20 protein-coding genes are annotated in these 18,002 nt (G+C 60.8%); 10 read left to right on the plus strand and 10 right to left on the minus strand.

What is annotated here, in order from left to right; all coding sequences use genetic code 11:
- Nucleotides 1-183 precede the first annotated feature (183 nt).
- Both H8F24_RS01510 and H8F24_RS01515 read left to right on the plus strand, forming a co-directional pair.
- On the plus strand, nt 184-1,308 hold the full coding sequence (locus tag H8F24_RS01510; RefSeq protein ID WP_231598016.1) for an efflux RND transporter periplasmic adaptor subunit: 1,125 nt from the start codon (nt 184-186) through the stop codon (nt 1,306-1,308).
- Between the two features lie 15 nt (nt 1,309-1,323).
- Entirely contained in the window at nt 1,324-4,722 is a 3,399-nt protein-coding gene (locus H8F24_RS01515) for an efflux RND transporter permease subunit (protein ID WP_197170654.1), read from the plus strand.
- 12 nt (nt 4,723-4,734) lie between these two features.
- Here the strand turns inward: H8F24_RS01515 and H8F24_RS01520 are convergent, their stop codons facing one another.
- On the minus strand, nt 4,735-4,914 hold the full coding sequence (locus tag H8F24_RS01520) for a hypothetical protein (RefSeq protein ID WP_197171904.1): 180 nt from the start codon (nt 4,912-4,914) through the stop codon (nt 4,735-4,737).
- A 959-nt stretch (nt 4,915-5,873) separates the two neighbouring features.
- Between H8F24_RS01520 and H8F24_RS01525 the strand changes: the two genes are divergently transcribed.
- The 3 genes from H8F24_RS01525 to H8F24_RS01535 all read left to right on the plus strand — a co-directional run bounded on the left by H8F24_RS01525 (nt 5,874) and on the right by H8F24_RS01535 (nt 9,432).
- The gene (locus H8F24_RS01525) at nt 5,874-6,725 is read left to right on the plus strand and encodes a site-specific integrase (protein ID WP_231598017.1); all 852 of its coding nucleotides are present in this window, start codon (nt 5,874-5,876) and stop codon (nt 6,723-6,725) included.
- On the plus strand, nt 6,725-7,780 hold the full coding sequence (locus H8F24_RS01530; RefSeq protein WP_231598018.1) for a transposase: 1,056 nt from the start codon (nt 6,725-6,727) through the stop codon (nt 7,778-7,780). The genes H8F24_RS01525 and H8F24_RS01530 overlap by 1 nt, the downstream gene beginning before the upstream one ends.
- 323 nt (nt 7,781-8,103) lie before the next feature.
- Complete coding sequence (locus H8F24_RS01535; RefSeq protein ID WP_197170657.1) at nt 8,104-9,432, plus strand: dipeptidase; 1,329 nt, start codon at nt 8,104-8,106, stop codon at nt 9,430-9,432.
- A gap of 63 nt (nt 9,433-9,495) precedes the next feature.
- On the opposite strand, the gene H8F24_RS01540 is transcribed toward H8F24_RS01535, so the two are convergent.
- Together H8F24_RS01540 and H8F24_RS01545 are read right to left on the minus strand one after the other, a co-directional pair.
- On the minus strand, nt 9,496-9,708 hold the full coding sequence (locus H8F24_RS01540) for a DUF3955 domain-containing protein (protein WP_197170658.1): 213 nt from the start codon (nt 9,706-9,708) through the stop codon (nt 9,496-9,498).
- Nucleotides 9,705-10,109 carry a lysozyme inhibitor LprI family protein gene (locus tag H8F24_RS01545; protein ID WP_197170659.1) on the minus strand — a complete coding sequence of 135 codons (405 nt, stop codon included), beginning with the start codon at nt 10,107-10,109 and terminating at the stop codon, nt 9,705-9,707. Before H8F24_RS01545 ends, H8F24_RS01540 begins: the two co-directional genes overlap by 4 nt.
- A gap of 84 nt (nt 10,110-10,193) precedes the next feature.
- On the opposite strand from H8F24_RS01545, the gene H8F24_RS01550 reads away from it, so the two are divergent.
- On the plus strand, nt 10,194-10,544 hold the full coding sequence (locus H8F24_RS01550; RefSeq protein ID WP_197170660.1) for a hypothetical protein: 351 nt from the start codon (nt 10,194-10,196) through the stop codon (nt 10,542-10,544).
- Nucleotides 10,545-10,552: 8 nt separating this feature from the next.
- Here the strand turns inward: H8F24_RS01550 and H8F24_RS01555 are convergent, their stop codons facing one another.
- Complete coding sequence (locus H8F24_RS01555) at nt 10,553-10,843, minus strand: hypothetical protein (RefSeq protein WP_197170661.1); 291 nt, start codon at nt 10,841-10,843, stop codon at nt 10,553-10,555.
- A gap of 66 nt (nt 10,844-10,909) precedes the next feature.
- Here H8F24_RS01555 and H8F24_RS01560 point away from each other — a divergent pair, with 66 nt between their 5' ends.
- Nucleotides 10,910-11,509, plus strand: coding sequence for a hypothetical protein (locus tag H8F24_RS01560; RefSeq protein WP_197170662.1), 600 nt, complete (start codon nt 10,910-10,912; stop codon nt 11,507-11,509).
- Nucleotides 11,510-11,736: 227 nt separating this feature from the next.
- Here the strand turns inward: H8F24_RS01560 and H8F24_RS20050 are convergent, their stop codons facing one another.
- A complete protein-coding gene (locus tag H8F24_RS20050; RefSeq protein WP_197170663.1) occupies nt 11,737-12,270 on the minus strand; it encodes a GNAT family N-acetyltransferase in 534 nt (177 codons plus the stop codon).
- Between the two features lie 543 nt (nt 12,271-12,813).
- Here H8F24_RS20050 and H8F24_RS01570 point away from each other — a divergent pair.
- On the plus strand, nt 12,814-13,491 hold the full coding sequence (locus H8F24_RS01570; protein WP_231598019.1) for a hypothetical protein: 678 nt from the start codon (nt 12,814-12,816) through the stop codon (nt 13,489-13,491).
- A 64-nt stretch (nt 13,492-13,555) separates the two neighbouring features.
- Here the strand turns inward: H8F24_RS01570 and H8F24_RS01575 are convergent, their stop codons facing one another.
- Entirely contained in the window at nt 13,556-13,801 is a 246-nt protein-coding gene (locus H8F24_RS01575) for a GlsB/YeaQ/YmgE family stress response membrane protein (protein WP_197158768.1), read from the minus strand.
- A gap of 313 nt (nt 13,802-14,114) precedes the next feature.
- Here H8F24_RS01575 and H8F24_RS01580 point away from each other — a divergent pair, with 313 nt between their 5' ends.
- On the plus strand, nt 14,115-14,666 hold the full coding sequence (locus H8F24_RS01580; RefSeq protein ID WP_197170664.1) for a VapE domain-containing protein: 552 nt from the start codon (nt 14,115-14,117) through the stop codon (nt 14,664-14,666).
- Here H8F24_RS01580 and H8F24_RS01585 read toward each other — a convergent pair.
- The gene (locus H8F24_RS01585; protein ID WP_231598222.1) at nt 14,597-15,469 is read right to left on the minus strand and encodes an IS3 family transposase; all 873 of its coding nucleotides are present in this window, start codon (nt 15,467-15,469) and stop codon (nt 14,597-14,599) included. The genes H8F24_RS01580 and H8F24_RS01585 overlap by 70 nt on opposite strands.
- Before the next feature lie 10 nt (nt 15,470-15,479).
- Entirely contained in the window at nt 15,480-15,767 is a 288-nt protein-coding gene (locus H8F24_RS18945) for a transposase (RefSeq protein WP_231597691.1), read from the minus strand.
- Between the two features lie 96 nt (nt 15,768-15,863).
- Here H8F24_RS18945 and H8F24_RS01590 point away from each other — a divergent pair, with 96 nt between their 5' ends.
- On the plus strand, nt 15,864-16,160 hold the full coding sequence (locus tag H8F24_RS01590; protein ID WP_197170665.1) for a hypothetical protein: 297 nt from the start codon (nt 15,864-15,866) through the stop codon (nt 16,158-16,160).
- Nucleotides 16,161-16,339: 179 nt separating this feature from the next.
- Here the strand turns inward: H8F24_RS01590 and H8F24_RS01595 are convergent, their stop codons facing one another.
- Nucleotides 16,340-17,398, minus strand: coding sequence for an IS3 family transposase (locus tag H8F24_RS01595; protein ID WP_231597781.1), 1,059 nt, complete (start codon nt 17,396-17,398; stop codon nt 16,340-16,342).
- Nucleotides 17,395-17,904, minus strand: a complete 510-nt coding sequence (locus H8F24_RS18950; protein ID WP_197157219.1) for a transposase — start codon at nt 17,902-17,904, stop codon at nt 17,395-17,397. The genes H8F24_RS01595 and H8F24_RS18950 overlap by 4 nt, the downstream gene beginning before the upstream one ends.
- Between the last annotated feature and the right edge of the window lie 98 nt (nt 17,905-18,002).

Genomic DNA, 18,002 nt, shown 5'->3' on the forward strand with positions numbered 1-18,002 from the left:
TGCTCCCGGTTGGAAGTCACTTGAGGGGCATCGGGCTGTGGCACCACAGATGAGCCACTGGAGCGAATCCGCTCAACACCAACGGTTGCTGGAGCCCACCATGAATCATGGGCCCGCGAATCCCTCACAACAGGGTGGGCTTCTCTTCCGCCAAGATGTGGAGCAAGCCAATGCCCACTCTCCATGCCGCTGCGTGCATGTCACTTGCGCGTTCCGGCACCGCGCCGGTTGCGTGTTCCGCTGGCGATGGGGCTGATGGCGCTCTCGCTCACCAGCTGTTCTGAACCGCCACGAGCGCAACAGGGCGGCCCGCTGCCGGTGCAGACAGAACCGGCCCAGCTGGCAACCTTCAGAACCAGCGTTGAGACGGTGAGCAGCCTCGAGGCTCTGGATCTGGTCCAGCTTTCCGCCCAGGAGGACGGCAGGATCGTGAACATCCTGGTGAGCCAGGGCAGCCAGGTGCAACAGGGTGACCTGCTGCTGGTGCTGGATCAGGAGCAACAGAAGGCCGATGTGGTCAACCTGCGGGCCAAGGCCGCGACGGACCAGCTCAACTACGAGCGCTACGAATCGCTCGTCCGCCAAGGGGCCGCCAGCCAGATCCAGCGGGACCAGTTTCGCCAGGAGGCGATCGCCTCCAGGGAGGCCCTCAACGCCAGGGAGGCCGATCGCCGCTACCGCAACATCCGCGCCCCGATCAGCGGCATCGTCGCCGACCTGCAGGTGAAGCAGGGTGACGTGATCGAGAGCGGTGACCCCTTCACAAAAATCGTGAGCAACGACCGGTTGATGGTCAGGATCGAGGTGCCATCGGTCTACGCGGAGCGGGTGCGGATCGGCCAGAGCGTGCTGCTGACCGATCCGGCCACCGACCGGCCCCTGGCCAGTGGCCAGGTGGAATCGATCGATCCGGTCGTCGGCGACAGCCAAACACTGCTGGCCAAGGCCGAGTTCGACAATCGGGGAGGCCGATTACGCAACGGCGTCAAGGTCCGCACCCAATTGGTGCTGGAGCAGAGCCAGCAACTCTCGGTACCTTTCAAGGCCGTGCAGCAGCTCGCCGGCCAGAGCTTTGTGTTCATCCCCGGCAGCCTTGCCCAGCTGCGCGCCAATCCCGACAGGGCCGACCTGGCCGCTCTCGCCCAGTTGCCGGCCACCACGCGCGTCGCCCTGCAGCGTCCTGTGGTTCTCGGGCCACTGCAGAACGACCGCTTTCCGGTACTCAGCGGCCTGAGCCCCGGCGAGGCCGTGATCACCTCGAACCTGATCAACCTCCGCCACGGCCTGCCGATCAAGCCCAGGCCCTGAACCGCCAGCTGCCCCATGTCGCTCTCGAACCAGTTCATCCGGCGACCGGTGCTCACGGCGGTCTTCAGCCTGCTGATCGTGATCGCTGGACTGATCTCAATCCCGCTGCTGCCCGTCGAGAACCTGCCGGACATCGCACCGCCCACCGTGAGCGTGTCGGCAAGCTACACCGGTGCCGATGCGGTCAGTGTCGAGCAGGGCGTCACCTCCGTGCTGGAACAGCAGATCAACGGGGTCGAGGGGATGGACTACATCACCTCGAGCAGTGCCTCCGATGGCAGCAGCAGCATCACGGTGGTCTTCGCCAACGACAGCGACAAGAACATCAACCAGGTGAACGTGCAGAACCGGGTGGGGCTAGCAGAACCCCAGCTGCCGGAGGAGGTGCGCCAGTCTGGCGTCACGGTGAACAAAGCTTCCACCTCGATATTGCTCGTTTATATCTTCGGCAGCTCCGATGCCAGGAAGCCCTATAGCGTTGAGACGATCAGCGGCCTGCTGGACCAGGGCCTCACCGATGAGATCAAGCGGGTGCCGGGGGTCGGCGATGTGACCTACTTCGGCAACCGCCAGCTCGCCATCCGCGTCTGGCTCAACCCGGTCAGTCTGGCCGTCAATGGCCTGACGGCCACCGATGTGGTGGATGCCCTGACGAGCAAGAACCGTCTGGTGCCGGCCGGCCAGATCGGCGGTGCACCGGCGGCATCCGATCAGGCCTACACCTTCAGCGTTGAATTGCAGGGTCGGCTCACCTCCGTGGAGGAGTTTGAAACCATGGTGGTGCGACGCACCGCCAATGGCGGACTGGTACGCCTCAAGGACGTGGGCCGGGTCTCCCTGGGAGGCGAAAGCTATGACGTGAGCAGCACGGATCTGCAGGGTGTTCCGTCGGTGGGGATGGCGGTGTATCAGCTGAGTGGCAGCAACGCACTTGAGGTGTCCACCGGCGTCAAAAAGGTGCTCGATGGCTTTGCAGGCACCCTGCCGGTGGGGGTGACGATGGAGAAGGTCTACGACAACAGCGATTTCATCAACGCCTCGATCGAAGGGGTGGTGGCAGCCCTGCGGGACGCGATTGTGCTGGTGGTATTGATCCTGTTCCTGTTTCTGCAGGACTGGAAGGCCACGCTGGTGCCCACGATCGCCATTCCCGTGTCGCTGATCGGCACCTTCGCCGTGGCCAAGTTGGTGGGCGTGTCGCTCAACCAGCTGACCCTGTTCGGACTGGTACTGGCGACCGGACTGGTGGTGGATGACGCCATTGTGGTGATCGAAGACACCGTGAGCAAGAAGCGCTCGGGCCTGAATGCCCTCGCAGCCGCGCAGGCCGCCATGAACGAGCTGTTCGGCGCGATCCTCGCCACCTCGCTGGTGCTGATCGCCGTCTTTGTGCCGGTGCTGTTCTTTCCCGGTGCGACCGGAACGATCTACAAACAGTTCGGCGTCACGATCATGGCGGCGATCGCCATTTCCACCTTCAACGCCCTCACCTTTTCGCCGATGCTCGCAGCCCTGCTGCTGGACCGCGACAACGCAGCACCGAGCCGTGTGAACTATGCCATCGGCGGAGCCACCCTGGGCTTCATCTTCGGAGTGTTGCTCAGCGGCGGCGGCGTGCTCACGATTCTGGGGGGCCTGGTGATCGGATCCCTGCTGGGCCTGGGCCTGAGCAAGCTCAGCGGCAGGCCGTTGATGCTGCCCTTGGCCATAGCCGGCGCCCTGAGCGGCATGCTGATCGGCGGGGTGGTCCAGCCGTTCAGCGTGGTGCTCTGCACCGCCCTGGGCCTGCTGGTGAGCTGGTTCACGCCCGAGATCTTCAGCCGCTTCAACCTGCTCTATGCCGCGATGGAGCATCGCTATCACCGCGGCCTCGACTGGGTGCTCAGTCACCGGAGTCTGGTGATGGGCCTGCTGCTGGGGGGCATTGTTCTCACGGCTGTGGCCTTCACGAGGGTCCCCACCGGATTCGTGCCCGTGGAGGATCAGGGCTATGCCCTTGGCATCATCCAGGCGCCTGAAGGCACCTCATTGCCGAACACCGAGCACATCAACCAACGAGTGGCCGAGATCCTGCGCAGCGAACCGGATATCGCCACGGCGGCGTTGTTCAGTGGAGCTGGTTTCGAGGGCAACACCCCCAACCGAGGCTTCTTCTTCTTCGGGCTGAAGCCATGGGAGGAGCGCCGCCGGGCTGATCAGAGCGCCGCGGCGATCGTGGGTCGCCTGAATGGAAAACTGTCGGTGATTGAGGACGCCCGCATGATCGTCGTGGAGCCTCCACCGATCATCGGCTATGGAAATTCGGGCGGCTTTGAGTTCCAGTTGCTGGACAAGAGCGGCGGCACCATGGATCTGGGCAGGTTCGCCGGGGCCGCGGGCGAGTTGATCGGCAAGGCCAATGCCCAGGAGGCGATTGGCGTGGCCTTCACCCAGTTCTCGGCTGAGTCACCGAAGCTGCGGGTTCAGGTGGATCGCGATCGCATGGAGGCCCTGGATGTGGACTTCGGCGAGGCCATGCAGGCCTTGAGCGTGACCATGGGCGGCAGCTATGTGAACGACACGTTCCAATCCGGCAAGGTGCGGCGTGTCTACGTGCAGGCCGACCAGGGCTTCCGCGCCACCCCCGATCGGCTGAAATCGCTGTATGTGAACAACCGCGCCGGCAAACCGATCGTGCTCTCGGAGTTCTTCCGGGTGGAACCCACCACCGGTCCTTCCGTGATCCCCCACTTCAACCTCTACCGCTCGATCAAGATCGAGGGGACCACGGCACCGGGTCACAGTTCCGGTGAGGCGATCATGACCATGCAGAACCTGTTTCGCGATCTGCAGATCCATGGGCTCGGCTACGACTGGACCGGCATTTCCCGAGAGGAGATCAAGGCCGGTTCCCTGGGTCTGGCGATCTTCGCCCTGGGAATCCTGGTGGTGTATCTGGTGCTGGCCGGTCAATACGAGAGCGTCAGCGATCCGCTGATCGTGCTGATGACCGTGCCGACCGCCATGCTGGGGGCCCTTCTGTTCCTGAGTCTGCGGGGCGAAGTGCTGAACGTCTACGCGCAAGTGGGGCTGGTCATGCTGATCGGCCTGGCGGCCAAGAACGGAATTCTGATCGTGGACCTGGCCAATCAACGGCTGGCTGGTGGGATTGGTGTCTTGGAAGCCGCCCGGGAATCGGCCCGATCAAGACTGCGCCCGATCCTGATGACCGCCACCGCATCACTGCTGGGGTTCCTGCCGCTGGTGTTCTCCACCGGAGCTGGTGCCCGAAGCCAGATTTCCCTCGGCACAGTGGTCTTCGGTGGCCTGAGCGTCGCCACTGTGCTGTCGCTGTTCGTGGTGCCGGTGTTCTATGTGGAGCTCAAGGGCTGGCTTGGTCGCCAGGCAGACAGCAGAGAAGCGAAGAAGATCTGAAGGGAAGGTGGCTCAGCCCCCAAACTTCCTGTCCAACCACTGGGTCAACACATAGACGCCGATGAACATCGGCAGATAGGCGATCCACATGTTGGGCAGATCCAGCTCAGAGTTGTTAATCAACACAAGCCCCGCGTAACTGACCAGGCCATAGATCGACGCTCTGCGCAGGGGCCCGACTATTTTATGCATTTCAAGCGTCATAGTGGGACCTGCCTATGGTAGCTTGCATCGATAACTGAGCCAGCGCCGACATCAGAAGTGAGCCACCCGGAAGCGATGGGAGAGCCGTTGCCGACCGCGTCAGTGGCAGAGCCGATCGCTTTGGTGGCCAAAACCTTCGGCTGCCCCCGCACCCGGGTGACGATCGAACGCGGTCAAGGGTCACGCCACAAGCGAATCCCGCATCGACGGTGCCGTTGGCCCTGAGCCTGACAGAACCTAGGCGGTAGTCAATGTCCGCAGTGACGCACTTGCATGGTGGATCGGTTCCATGGTTGGCCCATGGCACTTGGAAGGAACGATCCGATCGGGTGGCCGCCCCCCATCGACCCATTCCTAATCCAGAAGGCGATGCAATGAGCAATGCTGTGCTCAGAGATCAGCAAGCAGGCCAGTTGTCTGACGCATCAGCATTCGCTTGCCACGCATCGACTGAAGCGTGACCCTGTAGGGCAACGAGGCCAGCAAACCGCTTGTAGCGAAGCAAACATTTTGTTCGCGGATCCAGCTAAGTTCCCGTCACAGATGGTGCAAGGTCGGAAAAGATCTTATCCTGCAAGGGATTTCAGCTCTCGCCTTGGGAGACTGTGGGTTCTTATGCGGCTACAAGGGCTGGACAGGAGGTCGATACCGGACCCTTCGAAATTCTGTTGAACTAAGCCGCTTCGCGGCAGATTACAAGAATAATCATAGTCAACTTTTGTCGATTCAAGGCTCTGCGCCTTGCGGGGATGACACAGGGTGATGCTCAGGGCGAGAGCTGAGCAGTCCCCGCTGGGTTGCGGCTGGCGACTGATTCCGGGAGGACACTGAGGGATGCGCATCTACTGATGCGCTGATTCCCTTCATCTTCCCAACGGGAAGCCAGCTCAATGAATAGTACCGAACAGGAGCGCTTTGATCGCCTCTTTGACGCTAACGCAAAAGCGATGAGGCTGCACGGCTTACGCAGCAAGACGATTGACAGCTACAGCCGAACGTTGCGTCGTGTGGCTGGCCACTTCGACCGTTGCCCCGATGATCTCAGCCCTGATGACTTGAAAGGGTACTTCGCTGCCTTGTTGGAGCAGTATTCGTGGAGCACGATCAAGGTTGATCTCTGCAGTCTGCAGTTCTTCCACCGCTATGTTCTTGATCGCGAGATGGAATGGATCAAGATCATCCGCCCGCCACGTGTGCGCAGTCTGCCTGATGTTCCCACCCGCGAGGAAGTGCATCGGCTGATCAACACGGTGCGCAAGTTGCGCTACCGGATATTTCTGCTGGTGGTCTACAGCCTTGGCCTGCGAATCGGCGAGGGCCTGGCGCTGGAGGTGGCGGACATTGATGGCAGCCAGCGGCGCGTGCACATCCGCGATGGCAAGGGCGGCAAGGATCGCTACGTGCCGATACCGGTGCTGACGCTGCAGGCCATGCGTCGCTTCTGGACGACCCACCGCCATCCGCGGCTGCTCTTTCCCAGTCCGGCCGGCAGCCAGATCATCGTGCGGATCACCAGTGCACCGATGGATGCCAGCGGCGTGCAGGCAGCTCTCAGAGCAGCCCGCCTGGAGTGTGGGATCGAGAAGCGGCTCACGGTGCACTCACTACGCCATGCCTATGCCACCCACCTGCTGGAGCAGGGGATGGACCTGCGCCTGATCCAGTCCCTGCTCGGCCACAGCCATAGCAACACCACGGCCCGCTACGCCCACATCACCCAGGTGGTGCGCGATCACACCGGGAATCGCATTGAAACACTGCTGAATGGCTTCCAGCTGCGCTGGGCGGAGGAGTCATGATGCTTCTCTCTCACTTGGTGGAGCGCTACCAGGGAGACCTGGAGCGCCTTCATGGCCCTCAGCTACTGCCAAGTCATCGCCAGGCCCTGCAGGCGATGCGACGCTGCCGCCGTCAAGGCAGCGACCTGATGGTGCTGCAATGTTCCAATTGTGAGCACAGTGTCAAGATCCCCCATTCCTGCGGCCATCGCAGTTGCCCCCATTGCCAGCATCATGAAAGCCAGCAGTGGATTGAACGACAACGAGCCAAGCTGCTGCCGGTGGAGTATTTCCTGATCACCTTCACGGTACCGGCTGAGCTGAGGCCGGTGTTCTGGCAGCATCAAAGAGCAACCTATGATCTGCTGCTGAGAACGTGCTGGCAAACGATCGATTCCTTTGCTCGCCGTGATCCAAAGCTCAGGGGAAAGATCGGAGCGCACGCAGTGCTGCACACGCACAACCGCCGGCTTGACTACCATCCCCACGTGCATCTGATTGTGCCTGCAGGTGCGATTCATGAGCAAAGAAGGGAATGGCGCAGCAAGGCCAAGGGCTATCTGTTTCCTGAGGCCAGCCTTGCCAGGGTATTCCGTGCGAAATGGTTTGAGGGGATGCGGCAGTTGGGCCTGCAGGTGAAAAGCACGATCCCACGAGAGTGGGTGGTGCACTGCAAATCAGTAGGCCGTGGCGAGAAGGCACTGATTTATCTTGGCCGCTACCTGTACCGTGGTGTGCTGCCGGAGAAGAACATTCTCTCTGACGAGGATGGAATGGTGACATTCCGCACCAAGGACAATGCGGGAAAGGAAATCATCCAGACCATCTCAGGTGGTGACTTCCTCTGGTTGCTGCTGCGGCATGTACTACCAAGGCGGTTTCGGCGTGTACGTGATTTTGGCCTGCTGCATGCCAACGGCAAGCGCCTCATCCAGTTGGTGCAACTCCTGCTGAGGGTCGTGTTGCCCGATCGCACTGAGCCGAGCCACAAGCCAGCGGTGCTGTGTCCCCAGTGCGGCGGCGTGATGGAAGTCCTCGCTGTTCGTGTGCGAGGCATGAGACCACTGCTCAGCTAAACGCTCAAGGAAGGAGCGCAAGATAAGCCTGCCCATAGCCCTGCTTGCCCCATCCAGGCTGGTTCAGAAGGAGAGAACTGGCCTGGAGGCTGGACTGCGCCCCTAAGCTGAGCAGGAACCAGTCATCACAGCTCTGGTTCAGGCAGGACAGGTGTTTCTACCCATGGCAGAAGATAAAGCCAGTGTGGAAAACGGCCAGATGTTTCTGCAGTAAGCCCCTGGGCCCCAGAACTGCAGGCTTGTTCAACTTCGGATAAGATCGTGGCTGCGCACGATCTATCCATAATCGTTGGACACCAATAAACACATGAGGTATATCTCAAATGAGAGACAAAATAAGAAACAATCAAGAACGTAATGGTTCCAAGGAGCTGGCCATAATCGACACGGGACTTGATGTTATAGGTTATTCGCCACCGGCATGCGATTCCACCAGGCGTGAGTTCCTGCAGACGCTCGCTCTTATAGGGGGAGGGGCATCATCCACTCTAATCCTCGGCTCCAACAACGCATCAGCCGCTGACATCCCGCCAACCAATTCCTCGGTCAGCACGCCTAAACTTAATATCATCGATTACTCGAAGATCCCCCAACGATTGCACAAATATTCTGCGACAAACAGGGCGAAGAAAATTGTGAAGGCATCCATCACGATGGATACCCTGTTTTCTGGCGTCTGGCCGAGTCAGTGGTCTAGCCCGCAGGCACCGGAATTTCACGACGAAATGGAGCGTTGCAAGGCAGCGGGTTTCAAGGTGCTGGCATGCTGCCCATCGGCAGATTCGCTGGATTCTTCGATCAAGGGTGTCGCGCAGTCACTGATGTTCTATTTGAACAAGATCAGCGAGAAACCCGACAAATACAAAATTGTGCGCACGACCAATGATATCGATACCGCCATCAAAGAAAACAAGCTCGGCCTGTTCTTCACCCATCAGGGCACGGCATTGTTTGCTGGCGATGTGGATATGGTCGGGTTATGGCGGCAACTGGGCTATGGATATTGCCTGCTCGCTTATAACCAGCGGAATGCCGTCGGTGATGGTTGTTTTGAGACCGCCAACGGTGGCCTGACTGCGTATGGCAAACAGTTGATCGATGCTTACAACCGCTACGGCATGATTGTTGATGTCAGCCACACCGGTGAGCGGACATCACTCGATGCGATTGAACGCAGCAGCAAACCCGTGATCTCATCGCATTCGGGAGCATTGGCAATTGCAGACTACCAGCGCAGTCTCTCTGATACGGTGATCAAGGCGATTGCGAAGAGTGGTGGTGTGTGCTCGATCAATATGGTCGGCGCCTTCATGGACAAGACCAATCCGGATATCGTGACTACCGATGCTCTATTTCGTCATATCGACTACATGGCAAACCTCGTAGGCATCGATCATGTTGGTTTTGGTTCGGACTTCATTCCCAATGTCAACCTCACTGCTTCGCTGATTCAGACCCCGGCGGGTGCGGCCGTGTTTCCCGATGGCGGTTACAGCGCGGCGATGGGCGCCAAGGGCGTACCCACACCGGCGCCGTATCAGATCGTTGCCGCACTGGTGGACAAAATGCTGGAGAAAGGCTACTCGGAACAGGATTGCGGCAAGTTCCTCGGCGGCAATATGTACCGAGTGATGGAGGAGATCTGGATTTAGATTAAGACACCAAGGGCTTATGTGGGATTACATATTGAGGTCGTTAAATGCCTGACATCTGCATCACCTGCCTCTTGCTGGCTCTCTCCACAGCAGGCCAGCGATCCCAGCCCCAACGCCACCTAAGCCCAGAACATAACCGATAGGGATCAGAGGAAAGGCCTCCCGCAGGATGCCATCTGCATCTACATGTACGCCGATCAGCCGATAGGCGACCCAGCAGGCCATTGAACCAGCGAGCAGCAACAGCGATAGGCGGATGAGCGTGCGTTTCATGGCCGCAGCTGCTCCAGCAGGGTCTGGGTGAGCGCCAGCTCACAGCGCGTCGTGAAGATGCCGTAGCCCGTCCCCTGAAAGCTCACCGACTTGGCGTAGGCGCACACCTTGCGGCGTTCGGCTCGGAAAGCACGCGCCTGCTCGTTTGGGTCGGCACTCGTCTTGTAGAAGCCGGTGAGGTTGTCGCGCCAGAGCGTCTGGAAGGTTTCGCTGGGCACTTGCCTGGCCTCGCTGGCCACCCGCACCAAGGCCTTCTCCAGCTCCCGATCCTTGGCTTGGAGGGCTTCCATCACGCAGCGGGTTTCGGCCACGGTGCTTTCTGATGGGGTGCAGACCTCCGCTGCTGGTGCCGGCAGCGGCACCAGGGAGACGGCCAGCAGCAGGTGGAGACAGGTGCGCATCGTGAGGCTTTTCTCCAGACGCATTTTCCCCAGACACATTGTCATGCTGGATGCTGCTGTTCCGAGTCGCCGCGCCTCTTCCCCATGACCAGCCTGTTCTCCCGGCTCCCCCTGCTGCTCACGGCCATCGCCGGCTGCCTTGTCAGCCACCCGGCTGCCGCATGGGCAGCCCCGGCCGGCAGCAACCTGGCGGTGCTGCTTCAGGCAGCGGGCGGCCAGCCCCTGGGCCTCTACGACGGTGTGCGCTTCGTGCGCATCAACGCCTCCGACGGCACCCGCATCACCGTCACGATCAACTGCGAGCAGGAGCTCTGGCGGGTGGCCCGCATTGAGCCCAGAAGCGGCCGAGCGGACTTCCGCGACGATCGCTTCCAGAGTGCTGCCGGCATCGGCCGCAGCCGTTGGTGCACCACCCCCGTGCGCACGATGGAGTGAGTCTGGGCTCACTCCTCCAGCAGCTGCACCTGGTACACGGCCACATTGCTGCGGGCAAGCGAGCGCACGATCTCAGGCACCATCTGCATCGGGGTGCAGAGCGTCAGCGAGCGGCGCCTGCCGGCGGCCATCTCCGCCAGGTGCTGGGGATCGATGCTGGTGGAGCGCTGCTGCGCTGCAGCCTCAAACACCTCCACCGCTGGGTTCTTCCCGGAACCCAGCACAAACAGCACCCGCCGGGGCGTCTCGCTGTAGTCGCGGCTGAGGGCCTCCAGGGCAGGGATGTCCGGGTGTGTCATGGCCTGCTGGTGGTGGGGGATTGCTACACCCACCTGGATAATCGATTGGCTTTCCTTTGCTCCCGCATGCTCCACCGCCGCTTCCTCGCCATCGCTGCTGTCAGCGCGAGTGTCATCGCCGGGGCCTCCCTGGTGCGTCCTGCCACGGCCGCCCAGGCGCTGGACTGCTGGATGAACGACAGCAAGCAGACCTGTCAGGTGAAGCCCTGGGGTAACGGGGGATTTGAGATCAGCTTCAGCGGCAGTGCCATCTATCGCTTCGTGCCGGCCGGTCCACCCACCACCGACAACCGCCGCATGCGTGATGAGCAGGGCCGCATCTGGCTGATGAGCGGCCACCACAGCTTCACGCTCAGCGAGCAGAACGGCGACGGCAACAGAATCGCCGTCTCCAACGTCAAGAGTCGGCCCGCAGCGGCCGTGGATCACCAGGCCCACAGCAAGGTGAAACTCAGCGGCCATGGTCAGCCCACGGTGACCCTGTACGCCAAGCCCAACTACGGCGCCGCGATCGCGGGGATGGGGGTGTCGGGGGAAACGCTCGACAAGCTGGCGTGCACCTCAAACAGCCAGGGCACCTGGTGCCGGGTGGGCTACCCAGGCCAGAGCGGCCGGGTGCTGTGGGTGAACCGGGACTCGCTGATCTTCCTGGGGGACGGGGAGTAAGTCATCGCCCCTGCATTTGCTTGCCCTGGCCGGGTTCTCTGACCTGGCCTTTGCAGCTGCCCATGGAATCGGGATGGAGAAGCGCATCACCCATCACTACGGCCGCTCCCGGCCGTCACGTCAAAAGGCCCCGCTTCATGCCCTCCGAAGGGGCCCTTGCGCTGGCGCGCAAGCTGGCCGCCAGCGCGAGCAAGCAAAATGTTTATGACAAAACTACTCTCTACACATCAGGGAGGCCGCCCATGCGCACGAACATCGTCATCGACGACTAGCTGATGCACGATTCGATGCAGGTCAGCGGCGCCTGCACCAAGCGGGAAGCCGCCGAGATCGGCCTTCTCACCCTCATTGTAGCCGGGCTCACCCAACATTACAGCCCAGGTGTGCCTCATTTGGCTGGCAACGTCCAGCCCTGCTCGCCCCAGCTGGGCGCCAATACCCTGGCAGCGGTAGGTTGATGCCACGGCCAGTGGAGCCAGACCAACGCCGGTAGGTCCCGCCGTCGTGCTGCCCGGCGAGAAGGCCACATGGCCAACGAACTGTTCCTGATCTGTAGCGACGAGGGACACCGTGAGCCGCCCGGCTTGGCGCAGTGCCATTACCAGACTGGCCTCCGCTGGGGTGGGGAAGCAGCTCTCCAGAAGAGCAGTGATCGCTGGGCTGTCACCGGGGCCCTCCGCCCACCTCCCAGCCTGGATGAGAGCCTGGCCGCCCAGGCAACGTTCATCAGCTCGTTCCTGGTCAAGGATGGGCAGCTGCATCAGTGCCTTCTCGCTTGTGGCGGTATTCTGTTCTAGGTAAGGAAACTCTGACGCTCCTGTAGGAGCCCTCGGTAGTGAACGGTGGCCCTCCTCGCTGAATTCCTGGTCGGACAACCCGGCCACATTCTGATTTTGGCCCTGGTCCTGCTTGCTGGCTGGTCCCTGCTGCGCTTCTCCGGTGCCGTCAGCGGGCCGTCAGCCCGCCCCCTGTTGTGGCCTCCCTGGCCTGGGGAGTGTATGCCGCCTGGTGGGAGGCCCTGGTGCAGCTACGCACGCCTAAGACCAACATACGGGTGGATCAGCAGCTGATCTGTCCGCTGCTGGCCGCGCTGACGCTGTTCGGTTTGATCAGGGGAACCAAGGGGCAAGACGGTGAGCAAATGGTACAATCAGCATGGCCTATCCCTGAAGCGTGTGCTATGCCTCATACGCTTCCTGTCACAATCAGGCGGTCTAATCAGAATTTCTCTTTCCGTATTAACTATGGTTCGCAGCTTTCGTCAAACCTCTGCAGCCCTCGGCGCTGGCCTTCTGCTGGCGGGCATGTCCGCCCCCTTCGCCCCGGCGGCCATGGCCGAGGTGCTGGTCAGGGCCCAGGGCCGTTGCAAGCTCATGAGCGGTGGCTACGCAGCCTTCAATGGACACTGCACCTTCAAGCACAAAAAGGCAGGTAACACCGATGCCTATGTCGTGGAGCTCGATGACGGCACGGAGTTCAGCTTCTCGGGTCCTAATGTGCAGGCGCTGAGTGTGCAGACCTACGACGGAATTCGCAGCGTCAGTCACATCGCCCAGTCGGACTATGAGGTGTTCAGCTGGAACGACGGGGAACCCCGCAAGCTCTCCGTTCGGCTCGACCGTGTCGAGAACCCCGACGCCCGATTCGATGATTCCAGCCAGAAGGCTGATTCCAGCACGCTCTTGGGTGCCGCGGTGGGCGCCCTGATCGGCGGTCTGATCTCCGGCAAGCCCATCACTACGACCGAGCCGGCCCGGGAGGGCGCTCCGGTGTCCGATCTGCAATCGCTGGTGGGCGCCAGGGGGGGGCAGGCCGAAGGAACCCTGACATCGAAGGGCTACACCTACCGCGGTGGCACCAAGCTGGCCGACAGTTCCTTCACCTACTGGGAGCAGCCCTCCACGAACAACTGCGTGACGATTCGCACCACCGACGGCCGTTATCAGTCGATCACCTACACCAAGCGAAGCGACTGCAACTGAGTCATCAGCATGCTCAACCCCTGGGTCTAATCAGCCCCAGGGGTTTTATATGGAGCCTCGCCCTTCAGGCGCGCCTGATCACCCGCAGCACCACCAGAAGGATCACGGCGCCGAGCGTGGCCACCACGATGCTCCCCAGCACACCCCCTCCGAAGACACCACCCAGACCGCTGAAGAGCAGGCCACCGATCAGGGCCCCGATGATGCCGACAACCAGATCACCGATCAGGCCGAAGCCACCGCCTTTGACCAGGACACCAGCGAGCCAACCGGCAATGACCCCCACCAGCAGAAACCAGAGAACGTTCATGAGCTCTCATCCTTGTTCTTGAAGATCAACAAAAACGTAGACTCGAGAGCAAGCCAAGAGCCATGCAGGCTTAAGAGTTTGCTGAAAAACCCCGTCAAAGGCCATTCAGCCCGGGAACGCCTGACTTCGAGCCCAGTGTTCACGGGCGCTGCGCCCAAAGGTCAGGCTCAAGCCATGACGGCCTCGGGGCTTTTTCAGCAAACTCTTAGGAGATGACTTTGACATAGACGAAGATCCAGACGATGAGCGTCCACTACCCCAACAAGGACATCATCAAGGCGGACAAGGGCTGGGCCGAGCGCCCAGCGAAGCCATGCAAATCAATTTTCTAATCGATCAATTCTACCCAGGCCTGAGACTAAATCTACTGACCCAGCGATATGAATACATCGAAAACGAGAAGACGATCGAGATTGAAGACATCACCACAGTCTACATCCGGATCGCGGTGCACCCATCCCTGCGCCGTTTTCCACCCAAGACAGCCGTCACAGATGCAGCTCGTTTTAAGGGACGACTCAGGGCCTACCACCCTGTCGTCGAGTACTTAAACGAATGTGCAAAAACAATCGAGCCGTGGCCATGCTTTGACAAGCTAGCCAGCGAGATTCTCGGCCTGCCAGAGGAGCCGACACAAAATCCACAACTCAGCAATGGCAGAGCATTGGCTGATGTTGTGATGGAGCGGTTCCTAGTTGCCGCCGTCGCCAGGATCTTCGAGCCAGGCTGCACAATGCAATGGATGCCGATCCTCGTCGGCGAGCAAGCTATCGGCAAGAGTGAGGTGGGTGCCTTTTATTGGACAGTTCCGGCCCCTGACATCGTTAACCCAGGACGGGTGGAACATGGTTCGGCCTCAGTGTAGACCGCGTGGGGAGTTTTGCCTCCAAGGGAACTGTGAGGTCTTACATGGCAATACCGCCACAGGAAGCGGGCCAGGCTGATTTCAGCGTCCCAGCCATCGCTGTATGCCCGTAGGTAGACCTCCTCGTACTTGACAGTCCTCCACAGCCGTTCAACAAGGATGTTGTCGTAGCACCGCTTTCTGCCGGACCAGCTGATCTGGATCCGCTCCCCTTTGAGTCTGGCCACAAAGTCAGCGGACGTGAACTGACAGCCTTGATCGGAGTGGAAGATCTCTGGCCTACGGCCGCCTCCCAAGGCCATCTCCAGGGCCTCCAGACAGAACTTCGTGTCAAGGCTGTTGGAGAGCCTCCAGCTGAGCACATGCCTGGAATGGAGATCCATGATCGCCACCAGATAGAGGAACCCTTTCTGCAGAGGGATGTAGGTGATGTCGGTCGCCCAGACCTGATCCACCGACGTGACCTGCGTGAGGTCCACCAGGCAGGGGAACCGCACGGACGGATCACCTGGAACCGTCGTCCGGGGCTTCTGGTAGATCGCCCGTAATCCCATGCGCCGCATGAGGTTTCGCACTCGATCTCGGCTGATCGGGATACCATCTTGGGCCAGATAGTCCACCATCCGGCGGCTGCCGCTGCAGGGATCCTCCAGGTAGAGAGCATCGATCCTGGCCATGATCCGCAGCGTCGATACACGGACCGGTGTCGGCCGGTAGTACAGCGTGGATCGAGGCAGCCCCAGCAGCGCACACTGCCTGCTGATGCTGAGCTCGGGGTGGTCGTGATCGACCAGCTTGCGCAGTTCACGGGCATCAGAGCAGTTGAGACTTTTTTTTGAGCCACTCCAGCTCCATCTGCAGCCGTCCGATCTGCTGGAACAGCTCCGCCTCCTTGGCCTGCCCCTCCTCCTTGTCCTTGGTCTTCTTGCCTCGGGTGAAGAGCTCGCTGGCACCGTCCAGGAGCTGCCGCTTCCACTGGCTCACCTGGATCGGGTGGATGGCGTGGTCGGCGGCGATCTCCTGGATCGTCTTGCGGCCACTGATCGCCTCCATGGCGACCCTGGCCTTGAACTCGGGGCTGTGGGTGCGGCGCTTGCTCATCGGTGGGAGCCCCTTTCAGGGGCGGTACCCCGCCTCAGAGGTTAACGATGGGGCCTGTCCAGAAAAGCCAGACCACCTCAGAGCCGGTTCCTTGAGATGCTGACGCCCGAAGCCCCTAACGGCTCAGGACAGCACCCTTGGACGGCGTTCAACCAAGTCCCTCTGAAAAGCCTGGCCGAGAAACCACATCAGCTCCATTGCGGCTGGATTGTCGTACTCGACGAGACCGAGCGGCATTTCAAGCGTGATCAGGTCGAGATATTCAAGAACCTGGTCAGCATTTCGACAGATCGCTCCGCTCGCAAGTACGAGAACGAACTTGATTTGTACCCGTTCAGGAGTCGGGACAGCGGCGCCTATCAGCAAAGATGTCCGCTCAGGGTACTGATCTGAGTACCTCAGAAAGCCTACTCCGGATGGAGGATCATGGGCTTCGAGATCGGATGTTGATCGTCATCGCGCGTTGATCAGGAGCGCAGGCTTGAGCGGCCGGCCCCCGGTCGGAGGCTGAGGCCGGCCCGCCTCTTGCGGGCGGTCCAACCACAACCCCCTGGGGCCTGGGTTTCTGATCTTCAAGCAGCGACAGTGTCCTGCGGTCTGGGATGGTTGACCCGCACGACTGTTGGCTGAGCCCAATCGCGAGGTGGCCTGGCCCAGCGGCGTGGATGTTGCGCACGCGCCTGCTCATAGGTCTGCTGACGGACTCTGCAGATCGCGTCAGCTTCTCCGTAGTGACGTTGATTGGGCGTCACATACTTGATGCCGCTGTGACGATGCTCAGCGTTGTACCAGTCAACAAAACCATCGACCCAGGCACGCACTGAGAGAAGATCCCGGAAACGACGCACTGGATAGCTCTGGTGATATTTCATGGTTCGGAACCATGACTCAACGTAGGCGTTGTCATTGCTCACCCGCGGCCGCGAGAATGACAGGGAGATGCCGAGCTCGGCCAGCTTGGCGGCCAAGGTGTAGGAGCGCATGGGTGCTCCGTTATCGGCGTGCAGGATCGTGGTCGACCCCGAGCTGATCCCTTCATCACGGCAGACACGATCAAAGAAGTGCTTGGCCAGTTCGCCGCATTCACGATCGTGCACCTCAACGCCAAGGATGCGCCGGCTCCACACATCCATCACCATATAAAGGTAGTAGAATTGACCCTTCACAGGCCCCGGCAACAGGGTGATATCCCAGGCCAGCACTTGATGGATGCCCGTTGCCTCCAGCACGGGTGGCTCTCTTGGCTCCCGCGGTGGGCGGCTCCTGCCGCGATGATTTAACAGGCCTTCCTGGCGCATGATGCGGTAAATCGTTGACTCCGATCCCACGTAGACTCCCTCCTCGGCAAGGATCGCCACGATCTGACCAGGCGTGAGATCGGCAAAGCGTGGATCGTTGACAGTGGACAACACCTGTTGGCGCTCCTCCTCGCTGAAACGATGCATGACATGCCTGGACGCTCCCTTGCGTTGATCGCAGCTGAATCCCTGGGTCCGAATCATCAAGCCCCATCGCCTCAGCGTGCGTGTCGCCAGGCCGAAAAGATCAGCAATGGCCTTGGCCGAAAGGCCACGACTGATGCCTTCCTGTAGAAGCGCGACGATCGCACCGCGATCGCCAGACGGAATCAAGGATCCTCGTCCGGTTGAAAGATCTGGTTGAACTTTTTTGAGAGCATCAACAACGTCGCCGCTTCTGTCAGTGCTTTTTCTTTCTTCTGCAATTCACGCTCCAGCTGGCGATTCCGCCGGACCAGTTCCTGATTCTTGCGTTGCAGTTCCCGCTGATCAGCCATGCTCGGCGCGCTGGGGCCATTGGCATCCTCGGCGGCCTGGCGCCAACGGGCAACCTGCTTGGGGTACAGCCCCCGCTCCCTGCAGAACGACCCGAGCTCGCTTCCGTTCAGTCCTGCGGCCTGGATCACGGCTGCCAGCTTGTCGGCAGCGCTCCACTGCTCCGGCGGCCGGTTCGTGGCAGGCACCAGCTGGCCCTGCTTCTGCCACTGGCTCCGCCAGTTGTAGATGGTCTGCGCCGTGATCCCGGTGTCGCGGGCGATCTCAGCCACGCTCTCAAGGTTCGGAGGGCTCATCCGCAGGCGGACGGCTTCCCGCAGAGCGGCGTCATAGGGCGGTTGCATAGTCGTCGGTTGGGCCCCCAGGTGGACGGGTCAAACCGAGCGGACTTCTTCCTAAGAAACACCAACGGCCAACAGGGATCTCGGCTGACTGACCACAC

This window comes from Synechococcus sp. CBW1002, from assembly GCF_015840915.1.
Taxonomy (GTDB): Bacteria; Cyanobacteriota; Cyanobacteriia; order PCC-6307; family Cyanobiaceae; genus CBW1002.

Coding starts and splice junctions, on each gene's coding strand:
- H8F24_RS01535 (WP_197170657.1), top strand. CDS start 8,104: ATGAGAGACAAAATAAGAAACAATCAAGAACGTAATGGTTCCAAGGAG.
- H8F24_RS01540 (WP_197170658.1), bottom strand. CDS start 9,708: ATGAAACGCACGCTCATCCGCCTATCGCTGTTGCTGCTCGCTGGTTCA.
- H8F24_RS18945 (WP_231597691.1), bottom strand. CDS start 15,767: ATGAGCAAGCGCCGCACCCACAGCCCCGAGTTCAAGGCCAGGGTCGCC.
- H8F24_RS01590 (WP_197170665.1), top strand. CDS start 15,864: ATGCTGACGCCCGAAGCCCCTAACGGCTCAGGACAGCACCCTTGGACG.
- H8F24_RS01560 (WP_197170662.1), top strand. CDS start 10,910: ATGCTCCACCGCCGCTTCCTCGCCATCGCTGCTGTCAGCGCGAGTGTC.
- H8F24_RS01575 (WP_197158768.1), bottom strand. CDS start 13,801: ATGAACGTTCTCTGGTTTCTGCTGGTGGGGGTCATTGCCGGTTGGCTC.
- H8F24_RS01525 (WP_231598017.1), top strand. CDS start 5,874: ATGAGGCTGCACGGCTTACGCAGCAAGACGATTGACAGCTACAGCCGA.
- H8F24_RS01580 (WP_197170664.1), top strand. CDS start 14,115: ATGCAAATCAATTTTCTAATCGATCAATTCTACCCAGGCCTGAGACTA.
- H8F24_RS01545 (WP_197170659.1), bottom strand. CDS start 10,109: ATGCGCACCTGTCTCCACCTGCTGCTGGCCGTCTCCCTGGTGCCGCTG.
- H8F24_RS01530 (WP_231598018.1), top strand. CDS start 6,725: ATGCTTCTCTCTCACTTGGTGGAGCGCTACCAGGGAGACCTGGAGCGC.
- H8F24_RS01515 (WP_197170654.1), top strand. CDS start 1,324: ATGTCGCTCTCGAACCAGTTCATCCGGCGACCGGTGCTCACGGCGGTC.
- H8F24_RS01570 (WP_231598019.1), top strand. CDS start 12,814: ATGTCCGCCCCCTTCGCCCCGGCGGCCATGGCCGAGGTGCTGGTCAGG.
- H8F24_RS20050 (WP_197170663.1), bottom strand. CDS start 12,270: ATGCAGCTGCCCATCCTTGACCAGGAACGAGCTGATGAACGTTGCCTG.
- H8F24_RS01520 (WP_197171904.1), bottom strand. CDS start 4,914: ATGCATAAAATAGTCGGGCCCCTGCGCAGAGCGTCGATCTATGGCCTG.
- H8F24_RS18950 (WP_197157219.1), bottom strand. CDS start 17,904: ATGCAACCGCCCTATGACGCCGCTCTGCGGGAAGCCGTCCGCCTGCGG.
- H8F24_RS01555 (WP_197170661.1), bottom strand. CDS start 10,843: ATGACACACCCGGACATCCCTGCCCTGGAGGCCCTCAGCCGCGACTAC.
- H8F24_RS01550 (WP_197170660.1), top strand. CDS start 10,194: ATGACCAGCCTGTTCTCCCGGCTCCCCCTGCTGCTCACGGCCATCGCC.
- H8F24_RS01510 (WP_231598016.1), top strand. CDS start 184: ATGCCGCTGCGTGCATGTCACTTGCGCGTTCCGGCACCGCGCCGGTTG.